Origin of the sequence: Nesterenkonia sp., from assembly GCF_029265375.1 — a bacterium.
Lineage (GTDB): Bacteria > Actinomycetota > Actinomycetes > Actinomycetales > Micrococcaceae > Nesterenkonia.
The window spans coordinates 1-18,541 of the sequence record NZ_JAJUJJ010000031.1 but is presented as its reverse complement, the minus strand read 5'-3'; the positions used below and the strand labels follow the sequence as shown (position 1 = coordinate 18,541).

Below are 18,541 nucleotides of genomic sequence, written 5' to 3'. Positions count from 1 at the left end.
CGCCCGGAGTTCGCAGCCCAGGCCGCGGGGACTGCGGGATCAGGGGATCAGCAGCAGCTTGCCGGTGGTGCGGCGGTTCTCCAGGTCAGTGTGGGCCTGGCCGGCGTCCTCCAGGCGGTAGCGCTGACCGATGCTGAGATTCAGCTGGCCCTCGGTGAGCGCAGTGAACAGCTCGGTGAAGCGCCAGGAGCGCTCCTCAGCATTGCGCAGATACCAGTGCACCGCCGGACGGGTGACATACAGGCCGCCGCGCCGGTTGAGATCCTGCAGATCATAGGGCGGCACCTGACCAGAGGCCCCTCCGTAGAGGACCAGCATTCCGCGCACCGCCAGCGAATCCAGCGAGCCGGTGAAAGTGGTCTTCCCGACGCCGTCGTAGACCACAGGGACACCGGCGCCGTGGGTGATCTCCCGGACCCGCTCTGCGAAGTTCTCATAGTCCAGGACATGGTCGGCCCCAGCGGCCTGGGCGATCTCGGCCTTCTCCGGTGTGGAGGTGGTGGTGATCACGCGCGCGCCCTTGGCCTTGAGCAGCTGGGTCAGAACCTGCCCGACCCCGCCTGCTCCGGCGTGGGTGAGCACCGTCTCCCCGGGGGAGACCTTATAGGTGGAGTTGATCAGATAGTGGGCGGTCACACCCTGCAGCGGCAGGGCGGCGGCCTGCTCATCGCTGACGCCCTCCGGAACCGGGACGGCCTTGGCTGCGTCGACCACGAAGTGCGAGGCGTAGGTCCCGGTGGCCGCCTCCGTGGTGGCCACGCGCTGACCCACCGAGAAGCCCTCCACGCCCTCGCCGAGGGCGATGACCTCCCCGGCGCCTTCAGTGCCGGGGACAAACGGGTACTCCACCGGGTAGACGCCGCTGCGCTGATAGGTCTCGATGAAGTTCACCCCGGCGGCCGCCGTCTTCACCAGCAGCTGGCCCTCCCCGGGGGAGGGCGCAGGCACCTCGACGGTCTCGAAGACCTCTGTGCCACCTGCTTCGACAGCGCGGGTGACGCGGGCGGTCTCCGGAAGGTCCTCTTCAAACATAGTGGGCTCGCTCATAATGCCGAGGTTACCCGAGTGAGGCGGGACGGCAGAAGCTCACGTCACTGCATAAATATTGATACCTCTGCATAAAATCGCGTAGTGTGGTGTCCAACGGCCGCCCCGACCGGCCGCATCCGCACCAGCAACGACTCCGAGGGAACCAGCCATGACCTACATTGCCGCAGTCTCCGGAGCCTCCGGCTACGCCGGCGGGGAGCTGCTGCGCCTGCTCGCCGGACACCCTGATGTGGAGATCGGCGCGGTGACCGCACATTCCAACGCCGGCCAGCGGCTCGGTGAACTGCAGCCTCATCTGCATCCGCTGGCCGAACGAGTGCTGACTGAGACCACCGCAGAGAACCTCGCCGGCCACGACGTCGTCTTCCTCGCCCTGCCTCATGGAGCTTCCGCAGAGATCGCCGCTCAGCTGGGGGAGGACACTGTGGTGATCGACGCCGCAGCCGACCACCGGCTGGAATCGGCCCAGCAGTGGGAGAGGTTCTACGGCACAGCTCACCACGGCACATGGCCCTACGGTCTGCCCGAGCTGCCCGGTCAGCGCCCCAAGCTCTCCGGCGCCCGCCGGATCGCGGTGCCGGGCTGCTATCCCACCACCATCCTGCTGGGCCTGGCCCCGGCCTTCGCTGCCGGGCTGGTGGAGCCGGAGGACGTGGTCATCGTCGCGGCTACCGGCACCTCTGGGGCCGGAAAGTCTCTGAAGCCGCATCTGCTCGGCTCAGAGGTGATGGGCGGAATGAGCCCCTACGGCGTCGGCGGAGTCCACCGGCACACCCCGGAGATCGAACAGGGCCTCTCCTCGGCGGCCGGGGAACCGGTGCAGATCTCCTTCACCCCGACCCTGGCGCCGATGTCCCGGGGCATTCTGGCCACCTCCACCGCGCGCCTGGCCCCGGGGACCACTGAGGCATCGCTGCGCGAGGCCTACCAGGCCCAGTACAGCGCAGAACCGTTCGTGCACCTGCTGCCGCCGGGCCAGTGGCCGGCCACCAAGCAGGTCATCGGGTCCAACCACGTCACCGTGCAGCTCGCCGTGGATGAGCATGCCGGCCGCGCAGTGATCGTCTCCGCCGCTGACAATCTCACCAAAGGCACCGCCGGCGGCGCGGTGCAGTCCATGAACATCGCACTGGGGCTGGAAGAGACCTCAGGGCTGACCACACTGGGAGTCTCACCATGAGCGTCACCGCCGCCGCCGGATTCCGTGCGGCAGGAGTCACCGCCGGACTGAAGAGCAGCGGACGCGACGTCGCGCTGGTGGTCAACACCGGGCCGCTGAAGCACGCCGCTGCCGTGTTCACCAGCAACCGGGTGGCCGCCGCCCCGGTGCTGTGGTCCCGCCAAGCCATCAGTGACGGCCGGGCTGACGCGGTGGTCCTCAACTCCGGCGGGGCCAACGCCTGCACCGGAGCACCGGGATTCGCCGACACCCATACCACTGCCGAGCAGACAGCCGAACTGCTCACCGCCGCCGGCGCGGACACCTCGGCCCAAGATGTGCTGGTCTGCTCCACCGGACTGATCGGCGAACGGCTGAACATGCCCGCGCTGCTGGGCGGTCTCCAGGCCGCCGTCGGGACGCTGGAGGACACCCCCGAGGCCGGGAGCCAGGCCGCCGAAGCGATCCTGACCACAGACACCGTCACCAAGACAGCGGCCGTGCAGACCGCCGAGTTCACCGTAGGAGGCATGGCCAAAGGCGCGGGCATGCTCGCCCCCGGCATGGCCACCATGCTGGCAGTGATCACCACCGACGCCGCAGTGGAGTCCGCCCAGCTCGACGCCGCCCTGCGCGAGGCGGTGCGGGTCAGCTTCAACCGGGCCGACTCCGACGGCTGCATGTCCACCAATGACACGGTCATCGCCATGGCCTCCGGTGCACACCCGCAAGCGGGGGAGACCGACGCCGAAGCCTTCCAGCAGGCGCTGACCGAGGTGTGCCAGAGGCTGGCGCGGGAGCTGATCGCCGACGCCGAAGGCGCCCACCATGAGATCGCAGTGCGCACCATCCACGCCGCCGACGAAGACCAGGCCGAGCGGGCCTCCCGGGCAGTGGCCCGCTCCAACCTGTTCAAGACCGCCATCTTCGGCGGCGACCCGAACTGGGGCCGCGTACTGGCGGCGGTCGGAACCACCGACGTCGACTTCGACCCCACCACCATCGACGTCTCGATCAACGGGGTCTGGGTCTGCCGGGCCGGCGGCATCGGAGAGGACCGCTCCCTGGTGGATCTTTCTGCCCGCCAGGTGGAGGTGGTCATCGACCTGCACGCAGGCCACGCCGAAGCCACCATCCTCACCAATGACCTCACCCACGACTACGTCCACGAGAACAGCGCCTACTCCACCTGAGGGGTCAGCCGCCGGCAGCGCCCCTGCGATGAGGAAGCATCCATGAATCCCACACCCAGCCTCACCCCACGCGACACCGCCTCCCTGGCCACCGCCGGAGACAAGGCGGAGGTGCTCATCGAAGCGCTGCCGTGGATGAAGCGGTTCGCCGGGCAGACCATTGTGGTCAAATACGGCGGCAATGCGATGATCAATGACCAGCTGCGCCGCGCCTTCGCCGAGGACGTCGTCTTTCTGCGGCATGTGGGGGTCAACCCGGTGATCGTCCACGGCGGCGGGCCCCAGATCAACCACATGCTCAGCCGGCTGGGCATCGAATCCGAATTCCGCGGCGGCCTGCGGGTCACCACCGGCGAGACCCTGGAGGCGGTGCGCATGGTGCTCACCGGACAGGTCGGCCGGGAGCTGATCGGCCTGATCAACTCGCACGGCCCCTATGCGGTCGGCCTCTCCGGGGAGGACGCCGCCCTGCTGCGCGCCCGCCGCACCCAGGCCGAGGTGGACGGCGAGCAGGTGGACATCGGCCTGGTCGGCGAAGTCACCGGAGTCAACCCCGCAGCCGTGGAGGACCTGGTCGCCGCCGGCCGTATCCCGGTGATATCCACCATCGCCCCGGAGTTCGACGAGCACGGCCAGCCCACCGGAGAGGTGCTGAACATCAACGCTGACCTTGCCGCCTCCGCAGTGGCCTCGGCACTGGGGGCGGCCAAGCTGGTGATGCTCACCGATGTGGAGGGCCTGTACGCCGACTGGCCGGACACCTCTTCGCTGATCTCTTCGCTGTCCGCCTCGGACCTGCGGGCGATGCTCCCCACGCTGGAGTCAGGAATGATCCCCAAGATGACCGCCGCCCTGAAAGCCGTCGAGGCCGGAGTCCCGCGCGCCGCCGTCGTCGACGGACGTCAGCCGCACTCGATGCTGCTGGAGATCTTCACCACCGAAGGGGTCGGCACCCAAGTGGTGCCCGATGAGGAGGAACAGCTGTGAGTCACCCGCACCACGACGCCGACTGGCTCACCAGGTACGAGCGCAGCCTGATGGGTGTCTTCGGCACGCCCCAGCAGCTGCTGCAAACCGGAGCCGGCGCTTGGGTCACCGATGCCGAGGGCCGGCAGCTGCTGGACATGCTCGGCGGCATCGCGGTCAACGCACTGGGCCACGGGCACCGGCGCATAGTGGAGGCGATCACCGAGCAGGCCGCCGCGCTGGGCCACATCTCCAACCTGTTCACCTCAGAGCCGCAGATCCGCCTGGCCGAGCAGCTGCTGCAGCTCTGCCGCGCGCCGGAGGGCTCCACCGTCTTCTTCGCCAACTCCGGATCCGAGGCCAATGAAGCAGCGCTCAAAGCTGTGCTCAAGCACCGCAGCGCCACCGGCAGGCAGCGGATCCTCGCCCTGGAGAACAGCTTCCACGGACGCACCCTCGGAGCACTGTCACTTACCCACAAGCCGGCCTACCGCGAGCCGTTCGGACCGCTGGTGCCGGGCATCGAATTCCTGCCCCCCAATGACCTGGACGCTCTGGAGGAGGTCTTCGCGGCCGACGACGTCGCCGGGATCTTTCTGGAACCCATCCAGGGCGAGGCCGGAGTGCTTCCGCTCACCGACCAGTACCTGCTGCGAGCCCGGGAGCTGACCCGCCGCCACCAAGCGCTGATGGTGCTCGATGAGGTGCAGACCGGCGTGGGACGCACCGGAGACTGGTTCCGCCACCAGGCGCTGGGGCAGGGCTTCCTGCCGGACCTGATGACCCTGGCCAAAGGACTGGGCTCCGGGTTCCCGATCGGCGCGCTGGTCGCCTTCGGCCCCGACGCCGGCTGTATGCTGCAGGCCGGTCAGCACGGCACCACCTTCGGGGGCAACCCGCTGGCGGCCGTGGCGGCAGAGACCACGCTGGCCGTCATCGAGGAGGAGGACCTGCTGACCAACGCCGCGCGCCGCGGCCGGCAGATCACCGCGGGCCTGCAGAGGCAGCCGCAGCTGGGGGAGATCCGCTGCTTCGGTCTGCACATCGGCATCGACCTCGCAGAGGAGGTAGCGGGTCCGGAACCGGCCAAGGAGCTGGTGACCATCGCCCGGCAGCGCCACGGCCTGATCATCAACGCCACCGGCCCCCGAACTCTGCGGCTGGCCCCGCCGCTGAATATCACCGCGGATGAGGTGGACGCCTTCCTGGACAGGTTCACCTCCACCCTCGCGGAGCTGACCCGATGACCCCACACCCCGAAGAACGCCGGTCCAGCCGGCTGCAGAAGGAGATGCCTCAGTGACCCGCCACTTCCTCACCGATCTGGACCTCAGCCCGGACGAATTGGTCCAGGTGCTCGACCTGGCCGATCGGCTCAAGGCTGAGCCCTACGCGCTGGGCGCACTGGCCGGGCCGCAGACTGCAGCGGTGATCTTCGACAAGACCTCCACCCGCACCCGGGTGTCCTTCGCCGCAGGCATCAGTGCGCTGGGCGGCAGTCCGCTGATCATCAACCCCGGCGAAGCCCAGCTGGGGCACAAGGAGTCCATCGCGGACACCGCACGGGTGTTGGAGCGGCAGGTCAGCCTCATCATCTGGCGCACCTACGCCCAGGCCGGACTGGAGGAGATGGCCGCATACAGCCGAGTCCCGGTGATCAACGCGCTCTCCGACGCCTACCACCCCTGCCAGCTGCTGGCGGACCTGATGACTGTCCGGGAGCGGCTGGGCAGTCTGCAGGGCCGGCGACTGGCCTACTTGGGGGATGCAGCCAATAATATGGCCGCCTCCTACCTGCTGGCCGGAGCCAACGCCGGCATGAAGGTGTGCGTGGCCGGACCGCAGGGCCATCTGCCCGCCGATCACATCGTCGCTGCCGCGGCCGAGCGCGCCCGCACCACCGGGGGAGAGGTGGCCGTGACCACCGACCCCGCGCAGGCGCTGGCCGGTGCGGAGGTGGTGGCCACCGATACCTGGGTGTCCATGGGGCAGCAGGAAGCGGCCGAGCCTGCCGAGACGTTCGCCGACTACCAGCTCAATGCGCAGGCACTTCAGCAGGCCGCCGACGGCGCGGTGGTGCTGCACTGCCTGCCGGCGACCCGGGGCGCGGAGATCACCGCAGAGGTGATGGACGGGCCCGCCTCGGCGGTGTGGGATGAAGCCGAGAACCGGCTGCACGCGCAGAAAGCGCTGATGGCCTGGCTGCTGGTCGAATCCGGACTGGCCGCTGACGAGGTTGTCCAGTGGGTCCGTCAGGAGGTCTCCCGATGACTCCGACCACCAAGACCGCCCGCCAGGCGAAGATCCGCGACCTGATCTCCCGCTCCTCCATCCGATCCCAGGCGGAGTTGGCTCAGCGGCTGGCAGAGGAGGGGGTCAGCGTCACTCAGGGCACGCTGAGCCGGGACCTGGTGGAGATCGGGGCCGCCCGAGTCCGCGGGGCCGAGGGCACGCTGATCTACGCGGTGCCCTCTGAAGGGCCGCAGCCGCAGCTGCAGGCCGATCAGGCGGAGGCCACCACCACCGCCAGGCTCGCGGCGCTGTGCCGGGATCTGCTGGTCTCGGCCGAGGCCAGCGCGAATCTGGTGATTCTGCGCACGCCCCCGGGTGCGGCCCAGTTCCTGGCAAGCGCCGTCGATCACTCCGGAGCCCGGCAGATCCTGGGCACTATCGCCGGCGACGACACGATCCTGGTGGTGGCCGCCGACCCGCAGGGCGGACAGGCGGTGGCCGATCACTTCACCGCACTGGCTGAAGGGCGCAGCTGAGGCTCAAGCCCACTGCTCCTCCATACTGGGCCATACCCGGCGCAGAATGTCATTCCAGGTCAGCACCCCCAGCATCTGGCCCTCGCGGCGCACCACGGCCAGCTGCTCTCCGGCGCGGCGCATCTGCTGGAAGGCCTCATAGATCGAGGTCTCCGCCTCCACCACCAGGGCAGGGCGCGCAAGCTCCCGGGCAGGATGATCGGCCGGGACGGTGAGAGTGTCCCGCACGTGGACGATGCGCGGACTCTCCAGCGGCTCCAGCAGCACCCGCAGGTGCCCGGTGCGCCGGGCGGCGTCCTGCACATCAGAGGCAGCCGCGGCCGTCGGCACCGAGGTCACGGCGGAGTTGCTGCGCTCGGCGACGACGTCGGCCGCGGTGAGCGACTCCAGTTCGATGATGCTGGAGATCTGCCGACCTGAGGCCTGGTCCAATGCTCCGACCCGGGTGGAGTGCTCCACCAGGTGACGGATGGTCTCTGAGTCGTAGCCGGCTGCGGCGGCACGGTCCACCGGTTCCACGCCGGTGGCGCGCACCAGCCGGTTGGCCAGATGGTTGACCCAGACCAGCAGCGGCCGCACCGGCCACAGGATCGTCCGGGCAGGCCCGGAGACCAGCCGCGCGGCAAGTTCAGGATGCGCAATGGCCCAGGACTTCGGCGCCATCTCGCCGACCACCAGGTGCAGGAAGGTCATCAGCAGCAGCGCCAGCACGAACGCCGCGGCGTCCGCGGCCCAGGTGGGAAGGCTCAGCTCCACCAGCAGGGGCGTCAGCGCATGATGGACCGCCGGCTTGCTCACCGCACCGAGCGCGAAGGTGCAGGCGGTGATGCCCAGCTGGGCGCCGGCGAGCATGATGGTCAGCTCATTGAGGCTGCGCAGGGCCGCGCGCGAGCTGCGGCTGGATTCGGCAGTTTCCTCCAGCCTGTGCCGGCGAGCGGCCAGCAGAGCGAACTCGAGGATGACGAAGACTGCCGAGAGGGCGATGATCCCCACCGTGGCGATCAGCGGTATCAGCCACTCGCTCATGCCTCTTCGACCTCTTTCTCCACCAGGGTGACCGAGACCTGCTGCGGGACATGGCGCTCCACGCTGAGCACTGTGACCTCCAGGTGGCGCTGCGGCGGGTCGGTCTCTGCATAGTCCGCCGGATCCGCCGGCAGGTCCACCACCAGCTGCTGACCGACATCAGGCAGGCCGCCTTCCTGGGAGATCAGCAGCCCGGCCAGGGTCTCGTAGTCGCCGTGGGGCAGGTCATAGCCGATGGTCCGCTCCACCTCGTCCAGGTGGAGGTCGGCGTCAATGACCCACTGGCGGGCCCCGGCGTGCTCCACCCCTGGGGGATCGTCGTCGTCGTGCTCATCGGTGATCTCTCCGAGGACCTCTTCGGCCAGATCCTCCATGGTCACCACACCGGTGAACCCGCCGTACTCGTCGATGACGCAGGCCAGCTGCGTGCGTTCGGCCCGCAGGGTGCGCACGGCTTCAGGCAGCGGCATCAGAGTGGGGATGATGACCGGGGCGCGCATCATCGCTGTCACCGGCTGGTCGTCCTGCCAGTCGGAGAGCAGCAGGTCGATCATATGCGCCACTCCGATGGGTTCGTCCTTGTCGTTGACCACCGGGTAGCGGGTGTGCTCCTCGGCCATGAGCTGCCGCACCTGGCCGATGGTGGTCTCCGGAGAGACGTAGCCGGTGCGGGAGCGGGGGACCATGGCGTGCTCGACGTCGTGGTCGGGGAAGTCCAGGACCCGGTCCAGGGCCAGGAACAGCTCATCGGGAAGCTCCCCGCTGTCGTGGGAGCTGGTGACGATATGCTCCAGGTCCTTCACCGTGGCGCTGGACTCCACGTCATGGACCGGCTCGATGCGCAGTATGCGCAGCAGCGCATTGGCGGATTTGTCGAAGATGGTCACCAGCCAGCCGAAGACGCTGAGGTAGATCTTGGTGGAGCGGGCCAGCCCCAGGGCCAGCGGCACCGGATTCGCGATGGCGTAGTTCTTCGGGAAGAGCTCACCGAAGATCATCTGCACCACAGTGGAGACGGCCAGCGCCAGAACAGTGCCGATGGAGATGCTCAGCGCCGCTGGAACTCCGGCGGCGCCGATGAGGGCGCCCAAACCGCTGCCGACCAGGGGCTCGGCCACATAGCCGACCAGCAGGCCGGTCACTGTGATGCCCAGCTGCGCCCCGGAGAGCATGAAGGAGGTGCGGGTGGTGACCTGCAGCGCGTGCTGTGCGGCCCGGTCGCCGCCCTCAGCCATGGCGCGGAGTCGGTTGCGGTCCACCGACATATAGGCGAACTCCTGGGCCACAAAGTAGCCGTTCGCCGCGATGATGAGAAGGATCAGAAGACAGCCGAGAACCAGCAGCAGGGCAGCGGTCACGTCAGGTTCCCAACTCCCCGGCAGCCGGTGCCATCGTTGAACGCATCCAGAAGCTGGCGCATGGCGTCCAGGCCGAACATCTCCGCCACCGCGTAGGCGCTCTGAGATCCCAGGTGCGGATCCGCCCCGGCCCGCAGCAGGGTGCCGGTGATCTCCTGATTCTGGCGGAAGACAGCGCACCCCAGTGCGGACTGCCCGCGGTCGTTGATGCGGTCCACCTCGGCGCCGCGCTGCAGCAGTCCTTCCACCAGGTCAGCGTGGTCGTTGTAGGCAGCCAGAATCAGCAGGGTGTCTCCCTTGTCATTGGTGAGATTGGCCGGGACGCCTTTGTCCACCAGCTCCAGCAGCTCCTGGGTCCGGCCGGAGCGGGCCAGATCGAACATGGAGGCTAAGAACTCCAGCTGCTCCTCAGTGAGATCCTCCACGCCGCTGGGACCGGGGTTCTGCGTATCAGACATGGCACAACTTTACTGGGTGGACCGCGGCACAGCTTCACTGAGTAGACCGCCGCGGCTGGGCCGCCCTCCCACCGAATGATAAGTATGCGAAGCACTGAATATTTATGTAGAATGTGGGGCGAGCACCGAGCTTTCGACCCCTGAGGAGATTCCGTGACTGACCGCATTGTTCTCGCCTACTCCGGCGGATTGGACACCTCCGTGGCCATCGGCTGGATCGCTGAGGCCACCGGGGCTGAAGTCATCGCCGTCGCCGTCGACGTCGGGCAGGGCGGAGAGTCCCTGGAGACGGTGCGTCAGCGCGCCCTGGACTGCGGGGCGGTTGAAGCCTATGTGGCCGATGCCCGCGACGAGTTCGCCGCCGAGTACTGCATGCCCACGCTGAAGGCCAACGGCCTCTACATGGACGCCTATCCGCTGGTCTCGGCGATCTCCCGGCCGGTGATCTCCAAGCACCTGGTGGCCGCCGCAAAGCAGTTCGGCGCCTCCACAGTGGCCCACGGCTGCACCGGCAAAGGCAATGACCAGGTGCGCTTCGAGGTCTCCATCCAGACCCTGGGCCCGGAGCTGAAGTGCATCGCCCCAGTCCGCGATCTGGCGCTGACCCGGGACAAGGCCATCGACTACGCCACAGCCCATGACCTGCCGATCGAGACCACCAAGAAGAACCCGTTCTCCATCGACCAGAACGTCTGGGGCCGCGCGGTGGAGACCGGCTTCCTCGAAGACATCTGGAACGGACCCACCAAGGACGTCTACGACTACACCGAGGACCCGGCCTTCCCGCCAGCGCCGGACACCCTCACCCTCACCTTCGACGCCGGAGTCCCGGTGGCCATCGACGGCGAGACCCTCACCCCGCTGCAGATCATCGAGCAGCTCAACCGCCGCGGCGGCGCCCAGGGCGTGGGCCGGATCGACATCGTCGAAGACCGCCTGGTGGGCATCAAGTCCCGCGAGGTCTACGAGGCCCCGGGCGCGATGGTGCTCATGGCTGCCCACCGCGAGCTGGAGAACATCACTCTGGAGCGCGAGCAGGCGCGGTTCAAGAAGACAGTGGACCAGCGCTGGACCGAGCTGGTCTACGACGGCCAGTGGTTCTCCCCGCTGAAGCGCAACCTGGACGTGTTCATCGATGAGACCCAGAAGTACGTCTCCGGAGACATCCGCATGGAGCTGCACGGCGGCCGCGCCACTGTGCTGGGCCGCCGCTCGGAGACCAGCCTCTACGACTTCAACCTGGCCACCTATGACACCGGCGACACCTTCGACCAGTCCTCGGCCCGCGGCTTCATCGACATCTACGGTCTCTCCGCCAAGACCGCCTCGGAGCGCGAGCAGCGCCTGCACGGCGGCCCGGACCTTGCCGGCGCCGGCGTGCAGAAGTGAGCGGGCCGGTCCTCACCGCCGCGGATGACCGCTGAAGTAGAGTGCTCACACCATGACTGACAACCAGCCCGCTGCCAGCGGCAGCACACACCAGGGATCGCTGTGGGGCGGACGCTTCGCCTCCGGACCGGCCGATGTGATGGCCGCGCTGAGCAAGTCCACCCACTTCGACTGGAAGCTCGCCCGCTACGACATCGCCGGCTCCCGCGCCCACGCACGCGTGCTGCACCGGGCGGGGCTGCTCACCGAGGCTGACCTGGCAGGCATGCTCTCAGCCCTCCAGCGGCTGGAGGACGACGTCGTCTCCGGGCGCTTCACGCCCGAGGAGACTGACGAGGACGTCCACGGCGCCCTGGAGCGCGGACTGCTTGAGCGGGCAGGGGAGGAACTGGGCGGAAAACTGCGGGCCGGCCGGTCCCGCAACGACCAGATCGCCACTATGGTGCGGATGTACCTGCGCGATGAGACACGCGCCATCGCCTCCGGAGTGCTGGACGTGGTGGATGCCCTGATCGCGCAGGCCCGTGCGCATCCGAGCGATCCGATGCCCGGACGCACCCACCTGCAGCACGCCCAGCCGGTGCTGCTGGCCCACCACCTGCTGGCCCACGCCTGGCCGCTGCTGCGCGATGTGGACCGGCTGCGCGACCTGGACCGCCGCCTGGCCTACTCGCCCTACGGCTCCGGCGCCTTGGCCGGGTCCTCCCTGGGCCTGGACCCCGCGCAGGTGGCCGAGGAACTGGGCTTCGACGGACCGGTGGAGAACAGCATCGACGGCACCGCCTCCCGGGACCTGGTCGCAGAATTCGTCTGGGTCGCATCCATGATCGGGGTGGACCTCTCACGCATCAGCGAGGAGGTGATCATCTGGGCCACCAAGGAGTTCGGCTTTGTGACCCTGGATGACGCCTACTCCACCGGCAGCTCGATCATGCCGCAGAAGAAGAACCCGGACATCGCCGAACTCGCCCGCGGCAAATCCGGGCGGCTCATCGGCGATCTGACCGGACTGCTGGCCACCCTGAAGGCGCTGCCCCTGGCCTACAACCGAGACCTGCAGGAGGACAAGGAGCCGGCCTTCGACGCCGTGGACACCCTCGCGCTGCTGCTGCCGGCGGTCTCCGGGATGATCTCCACCCTCACCTTCCACCCCGAGCGGCTGGCGGAGCTGGCGCCGCAGGGCTTCTCCCTGGCCACCGATATCGCCGAATGGCTGGTCCGCCAAGGCATCGGCTTCCGCACAGCACACGAGGTGGCCGGCGAATGCGTGCGTGCCTGCGAAGCACACACCCCTACCAAGGAGCTGCACGAGCTCACCGATGAGGAACTGGCCGCCATCCACCCTGCGCTGACCCCGCAGGTCCGTGAGGTGCTCACCGTGGAGGGCTCGCTGGCCTCGCGCGACGGCATCGGCGGCACCGCTCCGCAGCGGGTGGCCGAGCAGACCGAAGCAGCTGCCCAGCGGGCGGCTGAATACCGCAGCGGCCTGGAGGCGATGCCGCCGGTGCTCTCTGACCAGGAGCAGGACTGAGTCCCTCCGCGCAGAAGCTGACACCGGTTCAGCGCCGACGACGCCGGCTGTATCCCGCCCTGGGCGGGGCAGCCGCGCTGGCGGCCGCCGTCGTGCTCATCCGCGGCTGCGCCGCAGGCGAACCGGAGGAGCCCCACCCCACTGAGCTGGGCTACCCGCCGGCCCCGGAGCAGCACCAGCCTGAAGAGGTCCCCGACGCCGAACAGCTGGTGGGCCAGGTGCCCACCGCTGAGCTGGTGGACCCGCAGTGGGTGGCTGACACCGCCGAGCGGACCCGCATCCCCGAACGTGCCGTGGCCGCCTATGCCGGTGCCGCAGTGCATACGGCCCAGACCAATCCCGACTGCGGGCTCGGCTGGAACACCCTGGCCGGCATCGGGCGCGTGGAATCGGTCCACGGCGCGCACGGCGGGTCCAGCATCAATGAGGACGGAGTGGTGGACCCGCCGGTGATCGGTGTGGCCCTCGACGGCAGCCAGGGCGTGATGGAGATCCCTGACACCGACGGCGGCGAGCTGGATGGGGACGAGGAATGGGATCGAGCTGTGGGCCCCATGCAGTTCATCCCCACCACCTGGAACTCCTATGCGCAGGACGCCGACCTCACCGGGGAGGCAGATATTCACCAGTACGACGACGCCGCGCTGACCGCCGCGGCCTACCTCTGCGCCCGTGGTGGGGACCTCACCGACGACCGCGGATGGGTCGATGCAGTCTCCGCCTATAACCAGTCGGTCTCCTACGCCCAGGATGCAGCGCGCCACGCAGAGGACTACGGCCAGCAGTAGCACTGCCGCGGCCGACACCGGGCTGATCTGCCAGGATGGAGTGCTGTGGACATCACCGAGCTGACCGAGCTGTTCGACGCCCCGGCCGTGGAGGTCGCCCCGCACCTTCTGGGCTGCCTGCTCAGCGTGATCACTGCGGAGGGCACCGTCACCGTGCGGCTGACCGAAGTGGAGGCCTACGGAGACGCCGGCGAGGACCCCGGCGCGCACAGCTACAACGGGCCCACTGCGCGCAACGCCTCGCTGTTCGGCCCACCTCGGCACGCCTACGTCTACCAGTCCTACGGAATCCATTACTGCCTGAACCTGACCGCCCACGCCTCCGGCGCCGGGGGAGTGCTGCTGCGGGCAGCCGAGGTGGTCAGCGGCCGGGAGACCGCCGTGGCCCGGCGCGGAGGCCGCGACACCGGAGCCAAGCTGCTCTCCGGCCCCGGCCGGCTGGGACAGGGGCTGGGCGTCACCCTGGGCATGGACGGCAGTCCCGTCCACCTGAGTCCGGAGCCGGCCACCGCGGACGGGCAGCCGCTGGACCAGGCCCAGCTGGTCCGGTTCACCCTGACCCCGCCGGACAGCCCGGCAGGGCCGGTCAGCAGCGGCCCGCGGGTGGGAGTCTCCGGCATCGGCGGCAGCGCCGAGTTTCCGTGGCGCTTCTGGGTGCGCGGTGACCGCAGCGTCAGCGCCTACCGGCCGGGACGCAATGTGCCGGTCATCAGTTAGGACCCGCGTAAGGTTCCGTTCACGTTCCGGGGAGTAGTATTGACTGATCATTTTCCGCGATCGAGAGTGCCACAGCCTTCATGAGTGAGAAGAACACCACCGCCGAGGCCGACGCCGAGCGGAGCGGTCATGCACAGGCCGAGGGCGGGATTCCGCTGCCGGACCTGGACGCAGGGATCGACGAAGAGCGCGCATACGTTTCCACGCTGTACCAGCGGCTGGACGAGCTGCGTGAGGAGAGCCAGCGGCAGCTGAGCCGAGTGCGCAGCACCGGGGCAGTAGGCACTATGCAGAACATCTCCGAGCGTGACGCCTTCGCCACTATGTACGAGGACCGTCTGGCGCAGCTCAACGCAGTGGATGACCGGCTGGTCTTCGGCCGTCTGGACCTGGACTCGTCCCAGCCTCGCTACATCGGCCGGATCGGGCTGAGCACCGAGTCCCGGCAGCGGCTCATGCTGGACTGGCGCGCCCCCGAGGCCGGAGTGTTCTACCAGGCCACCGCTTTCGACCGGCAAGGGGTGCGACGGCGGCGCCACCTGCTGCTGAAACGCCGGGTGGTTCAGGGACTCGAGGACGAGGTCCTGGACGCCAGCCTGCTGGAGGAGAACACCGAGAACCACGGAGACGGCGCCCTGCTGGCGGCGCTCACCGCCCGCCGCACCGGCCAGATGGGCGATATTGTGGCCACCATCCAGGCCGAGCAGGATCGCATCATCCGGGCCGACCGCTCCGGAGTGCTGGTGGTCCAGGGCGGGCCCGGCACCGGCAAGACCGCCGTGGCTCTGCACCGCGCGGCCTATCTGCTCTACGCCCACCGGGAGCGGCTGAAGTCAGCCGGTGTGCTCATCGTCGGCCCCAATGCCACCTTTATGTCCTATATCGAACGGGTCCTGCCCTCTCTGGGTGAGACCGGGGTGGTCATGTCGTCGCTGGCCGATCTCTACCCCGGGGTGCGCGGAGTCCCGGAGCAGGATCCTCGGGTCACCGAGATCAAAGGCAGACTCTGCTGGGCGGAGATCATCGCTGATGCCGTGGCGCACCGGCGCCGCACCATCCCGCAGCCGCGGGAGGTCACCATCGACGGCGTGAAGGTGACGGTGACCCCGAAGATGGTCAAGCGCGGCATCGAACGGGCCAAAGCCACCGGCAAGCCCTATAACGAGGCCCGCGGGACATTCGTGAAGGTCATGGTCAAAGAGATTGCGGAGAAGCTGGAGCACATTCTGCAGAAGCGCTCCGAAGGCAATGAGGCAGACCGCAGCTATCTCACCGAAGACGTCCGGACCTCCCGGGACGTGCGGGTCCTGCTGAACCTGTGCTGGATGCCGCGGACTCCGCAGGCGCTTCTGGAGGATCTCTTCTCCAAGCCCCAGTACCTCGCCGACGTCGCCCCCCAGCTGACTGCTCAGGAGCGCGAGCTGCTGCAGCGCCAGCCCGGCAGCGCCTTCACCATCGATGATGTGCCCCTGCTGGATGAGGCCGCCGAGCTGCTGGGCGAACTCGACGAATCCGCCGGCCGCGAGGAGGCCCGCCAGAAGGCCGCGCGGGAGAAGGACCTGGAGAACGCCCGCAAAGCCGTGGAGAACGCCGCACCGCAGCTGGAGGAGATGGGCATCGAAGGGTTCCTCGACGCCGAGGCGGTCGCGGACATCAACGCCGCCACCGGTCCGGCGATGACCGCAGCCGAGCGGGCCGGGGTGGACCGCACCTGGACCTACGGGCACATCGTGGTGGACGAGGCCCAGGAACTCTCCGCGATGCAATGGCGGGTGCTGATGCGCCGCTGCCCGCTGAAATCCTTCACCGCCGTCGGAGACATCGCCCAGGGATCCACGCCGAATGCCGCCGCCAGCTGGGAAGAGGCCTTCGCCCCATTCGTGGACGACCGGCTGCGCATCGAAGAGCTCACCGTCAACTACCGCACCCCGCGGATCATTGTGCAGCTGGCCGAACGGGTTGCAGCAGCCAACGGCCTGACCACCACCACCCTGCGCACCGTGCGCGAGGGGGACTATGAGCCGGTGGTGGAGAACCTCGCCGACGCCCAGCAGCTGGTCTCCGCCGCAGTGGAAGCCGTGGCGGCCGAGCACCGCCGCCTGGGAGAGGGGCTGGTGGCCGTCATCGCCCCGGAGTCCTGTGTGGCGCAGGTGCGCGAAGCGCTCACTGAGGCATACGGGAAGCGCGTAGGCCGCGGAGCAGGGTCCATGACCCAGGACATCGTCGCCCTCAGCGCCGAGGAGGCCAAGGGGCTGGAGTTCGACGCCGTGGTGATCCTGGAGCCGACCGAACTGGTGGAGGAGGCTGCCGGCCGCATCGGCAATCTCTACGTGGCGCTGACCCGTCCCACGCAGTCGCTGCGGGTGCTCGCATCGCGAGATCTTCCCGCAGGCTTCTGAGCGGCCGGTGCGTTCTGCGGTACCGTAGCTCTGTGACCGACATCAGCCAGAATCCGGCGCTCCAGACGCAGCAGAACGACCCCAGCTTCGCCAACATCTTCCAGGAGCTGAAGTGGCGCGGACTCATCCAGATCTCCACTGATGAGGCTGCTCTGGAGAAGGCCCTGGCCGAAGAGACCGTCACCTTCTACTGCGGATTCGATCCCACGGCGGCCTCGCTGCATCTGGGGCACCTGGTGCAGCTGCTGACCATGCGGCGCATCCAGCTGGCCGGGCACCGTCCGCTGGGGTTGGTCGGCGGAGCCACCGGACTCATCGGGGACCCCCGCCAGTCCGGTGAACGGGTGCTCAACACACCGGAGACCGTGGCCGGATGGGTCCAGCGCCTGCAGGATCAGGTGAAGCACTACATCTCCTTCGACGGCCCACAGGCCGCCCAGATGGTCAACAATCTGGACTGGTGGCAGGGCGTAGGCGCCCTGGAGATGATGCGTGACATCGGAAAGCACTTCCGGGTAGGCACCATGATCAAGAAGGAGATCATCGCCAAGCGGCTGCATTCCGATGAGGGCATCTCCTACACCGAATTCAGCTACCAGATCCTTCAGGGCTACGACTTCCTGCGCCTGCACCAGGACTACGGCTGCACTCTGCAGTTCGGCGGTTCGGACCAGTGGGGCAACATCACCTCCGGCACCGAGCTTGTCCGCAAAGCCGCCGGCGCGCAGGTCCACGCCTTGGGCACTCCGCTGATCACCAACTCCGACGGCACCAAATTCGGCAAGTCTGAGGGCAACGCCATCTGGCTGGACTCGGAGCTCTGCTCGCCCTATGCCTTCTACCAGTTCTGGCTCAACCAGGCCGATGCGGACGTCGTGGAGCGGCTGAAGGTCTTCACCTTCCTCACCCGCGCTGAGATCGAGGAGCTGGAGCGCGCCACCGCGGAAGCACCCTTCAAGCGTGAGGCGCAGAAGCGCCTGGCCTGGGAGGTCACCTCTCTGGTGCACGGGGAAGAGGCCACCCGGAAAGTGATCGCTGCCTCCGAGGCGCTCTTCGGAAAAGGTGAGATCGCGCAGATCGATGAGTCCACCCTGCAGGCGGTGGCCGCCGAAGTGCCGACTGCGCAGCTGCCGGCCGACGCCACCCCGGTCAGCCTGCTCACCGCTACCGGACTGGTCAGCTCCAATGCAGAGGCCCGCCGCGCTATCCAGCAGGGCGGGGCCTATGTGAACAACCAGAAGATCGACGACGCCGAGGCGCCGGTTCCTGATCACTGGTGGCTGCACGGCACATACCTGCTCATCCGGCGCGGCAAGAAGAACCTCGCCCTGGTGACCCGCGCCTAGCGCCCCGCATCATCCCAAGTCAGCGCTATATCGGGGGCTCGATCGGGTGTGGTGAGCGTCACGGCCTGATGGGTTTGCGCAGCGCGCGAAGGTGTGTGTAAAGTATTGATCCGTGCCCGGGGGAGACCCGCGGGGCACAGTCAGGGGTGATTCACCCCGAGCCACTTCTCAAGGTTTCGGCCTTGACTTCTGCGCCCAATATTCAGCGGAGACGCTGAGTTGACAGGCACAGGGGGAAGGGGTAACTTAGAGAAGTTGCTCCGGAGCGATTCAGAGGGTTTCTTCTGATGGTGCCGGCAGCGCTCGCAGCTTGAGAACTCAATAGTGTGCCAAGTTTGTTGACACCAATTATTTGTATTTGGTGAACCATGGTGCGTGCACCCCCGTGTGCGT

16 protein-coding genes are annotated in these 18,541 nt (G+C 68.1%); 12 read left to right on the top strand and 4 right to left on the bottom strand.

The genetic code is table 11. The features are described from left to right. Positions 1-39 precede the first annotated feature (39 nt). Positions 40-1,047, bottom strand: coding sequence for a quinone oxidoreductase (locus tag Q1K09_RS11345; protein ID WP_300345538.1), 1,008 nt, complete (start codon positions 1,045-1,047; stop codon positions 40-42). A 151-nt stretch (positions 1,048-1,198) separates the two neighbouring features. Here Q1K09_RS11345 and argC point away from each other — a divergent pair, with 151 nt between their 5' ends. Genes argC through Q1K09_RS11315 form a run of 6 tightly spaced genes read left to right on the top strand, consistent with a single transcriptional unit; the run spans position 1,199 to position 7,136 of the window. Next, on the top strand, positions 1,199-2,230 hold the full coding sequence (gene argC / locus Q1K09_RS11340) for an N-acetyl-gamma-glutamyl-phosphate reductase (RefSeq protein WP_300345537.1): 1,032 nt from the start codon (positions 1,199-1,201) through the stop codon (positions 2,228-2,230). Beyond that, positions 2,227-3,402 carry a bifunctional glutamate N-acetyltransferase/amino-acid acetyltransferase ArgJ gene (gene argJ, locus Q1K09_RS11335; protein WP_300345536.1) on the top strand — a complete coding sequence of 392 codons (1,176 nt, stop codon included), beginning with the start codon at positions 2,227-2,229 and terminating at the stop codon, positions 3,400-3,402. Before argC ends, argJ begins: the two co-directional genes overlap by 4 nt. 42 nt (positions 3,403-3,444) lie before the next feature. Next, on the top strand, positions 3,445-4,389 hold the full coding sequence (gene argB, locus Q1K09_RS11330; RefSeq protein ID WP_300345535.1) for an acetylglutamate kinase: 945 nt from the start codon (positions 3,445-3,447) through the stop codon (positions 4,387-4,389). Next, a complete protein-coding gene (locus tag Q1K09_RS11325) occupies positions 4,386-5,615 on the top strand; it encodes an acetylornithine transaminase (RefSeq protein ID WP_300345534.1) in 1,230 nt (409 codons plus the stop codon). The genes argB and Q1K09_RS11325 overlap by 4 nt, the downstream gene beginning before the upstream one ends. 52 nt (positions 5,616-5,667) lie before the next feature. Further along, positions 5,668-6,639, top strand: a complete 972-nt coding sequence (gene argF / locus Q1K09_RS11320) for an ornithine carbamoyltransferase (RefSeq protein WP_300345533.1) — start codon at positions 5,668-5,670, stop codon at positions 6,637-6,639. Continuing rightward, positions 6,636-7,136, top strand: coding sequence for an arginine repressor (locus Q1K09_RS11315; RefSeq protein WP_300345532.1), 501 nt, complete (start codon positions 6,636-6,638; stop codon positions 7,134-7,136). The genes argF and Q1K09_RS11315 overlap by 4 nt, the downstream gene beginning before the upstream one ends. A gap of 3 nt (positions 7,137-7,139) precedes the next feature. Here the strand turns inward: Q1K09_RS11315 and Q1K09_RS11310 are convergent, their stop codons facing one another. From Q1K09_RS11310 to Q1K09_RS11300, 3 genes are read right to left on the bottom strand one after another with little or no spacing between them, the layout of a single operon-like run. Then, positions 7,140-8,162: a hemolysin family protein gene (locus Q1K09_RS11310; protein WP_300345531.1), complete on the bottom strand. Its 1,023-nt coding sequence runs from the start codon at positions 8,160-8,162 to the stop codon at positions 7,140-7,142. Then, the gene (locus Q1K09_RS11305) at positions 8,159-9,520 is read right to left on the bottom strand and encodes a hemolysin family protein (protein ID WP_300345530.1); all 1,362 of its coding nucleotides are present in this window, start codon (positions 9,518-9,520) and stop codon (positions 8,159-8,161) included. The genes Q1K09_RS11310 and Q1K09_RS11305 overlap by 4 nt, the downstream gene beginning before the upstream one ends. Further along, positions 9,517-9,978, bottom strand: coding sequence for an ankyrin repeat domain-containing protein (locus Q1K09_RS11300; protein ID WP_300345529.1), 462 nt, complete (start codon positions 9,976-9,978; stop codon positions 9,517-9,519). Before Q1K09_RS11300 ends, Q1K09_RS11305 begins: the two co-directional genes overlap by 4 nt. Before the next feature lie 153 nt (positions 9,979-10,131). On the opposite strand from Q1K09_RS11300, the gene Q1K09_RS11295 reads away from it, so the two are divergent. The 6 genes from Q1K09_RS11295 to tyrS all read left to right on the top strand — a co-directional run bounded on the left by Q1K09_RS11295 (position 10,132) and on the right by tyrS (position 18,148). After that, on the top strand, positions 10,132-11,367 hold the full coding sequence (locus Q1K09_RS11295) for an argininosuccinate synthase (protein ID WP_300345528.1): 1,236 nt from the start codon (positions 10,132-10,134) through the stop codon (positions 11,365-11,367). Between the two features lie 52 nt (positions 11,368-11,419). Beyond that, complete coding sequence (gene argH / locus Q1K09_RS11290; RefSeq protein WP_300345527.1) at positions 11,420-12,898, top strand: argininosuccinate lyase; 1,479 nt, start codon at positions 11,420-11,422, stop codon at positions 12,896-12,898. A gap of 92 nt (positions 12,899-12,990) precedes the next feature. Beyond that, positions 12,991-13,686 carry a lytic murein transglycosylase gene (locus Q1K09_RS11285; RefSeq protein ID WP_300345526.1) on the top strand — a complete coding sequence of 232 codons (696 nt, stop codon included), beginning with the start codon at positions 12,991-12,993 and terminating at the stop codon, positions 13,684-13,686. A 45-nt stretch (positions 13,687-13,731) separates the two neighbouring features. Next, positions 13,732-14,403, top strand: a complete 672-nt coding sequence (locus Q1K09_RS11280; protein ID WP_300345525.1) for a DNA-3-methyladenine glycosylase — start codon at positions 13,732-13,734, stop codon at positions 14,401-14,403. An 80-nt stretch (positions 14,404-14,483) separates the two neighbouring features. Then, the gene (locus Q1K09_RS11275; RefSeq protein WP_300345524.1) at positions 14,484-16,802 is read left to right on the top strand and encodes a UvrD-helicase domain-containing protein; all 2,319 of its coding nucleotides are present in this window, start codon (positions 14,484-14,486) and stop codon (positions 16,800-16,802) included. 41 nt (positions 16,803-16,843) lie between these two features. Further along, on the top strand, positions 16,844-18,148 hold the full coding sequence (tyrS, locus tag Q1K09_RS11270; RefSeq protein ID WP_300345548.1) for a tyrosine--tRNA ligase: 1,305 nt from the start codon (positions 16,844-16,846) through the stop codon (positions 18,146-18,148). The last annotated feature ends 393 nt before the right edge of the window (positions 18,149-18,541 follow it).

Bases quoted from the DNA above. Each gene is read 5' to 3' on its own strand.
- Q1K09_RS11345 (WP_300345538.1), bottom strand. From the start codon at position 1,047: ATGAGCGAGCCCACTATGTTTGAAGAGGACCTTCCGGAGACCGCCCGC.
- argC (WP_300345537.1), top strand. From the start codon at position 1,199: ATGACCTACATTGCCGCAGTCTCCGGAGCCTCCGGCTACGCCGGCGGG.
- argJ (WP_300345536.1), top strand. From the start codon at position 2,227: ATGAGCGTCACCGCCGCCGCCGGATTCCGTGCGGCAGGAGTCACCGCC.
- argB (WP_300345535.1), top strand. From the start codon at position 3,445: ATGAATCCCACACCCAGCCTCACCCCACGCGACACCGCCTCCCTGGCC.
- Q1K09_RS11275 (WP_300345524.1), top strand. From the start codon at position 14,484: ATGAGTGAGAAGAACACCACCGCCGAGGCCGACGCCGAGCGGAGCGGT.
- Q1K09_RS11310 (WP_300345531.1), bottom strand. From the start codon at position 8,162: ATGAGCGAGTGGCTGATACCGCTGATCGCCACGGTGGGGATCATCGCC.
- argH (WP_300345527.1), top strand. From the start codon at position 11,420: ATGACTGACAACCAGCCCGCTGCCAGCGGCAGCACACACCAGGGATCG.
- Q1K09_RS11300 (WP_300345529.1), bottom strand. From the start codon at position 9,978: ATGTCTGATACGCAGAACCCCGGTCCCAGCGGCGTGGAGGATCTCACT.
- Q1K09_RS11315 (WP_300345532.1), top strand. From the start codon at position 6,636: ATGACTCCGACCACCAAGACCGCCCGCCAGGCGAAGATCCGCGACCTG.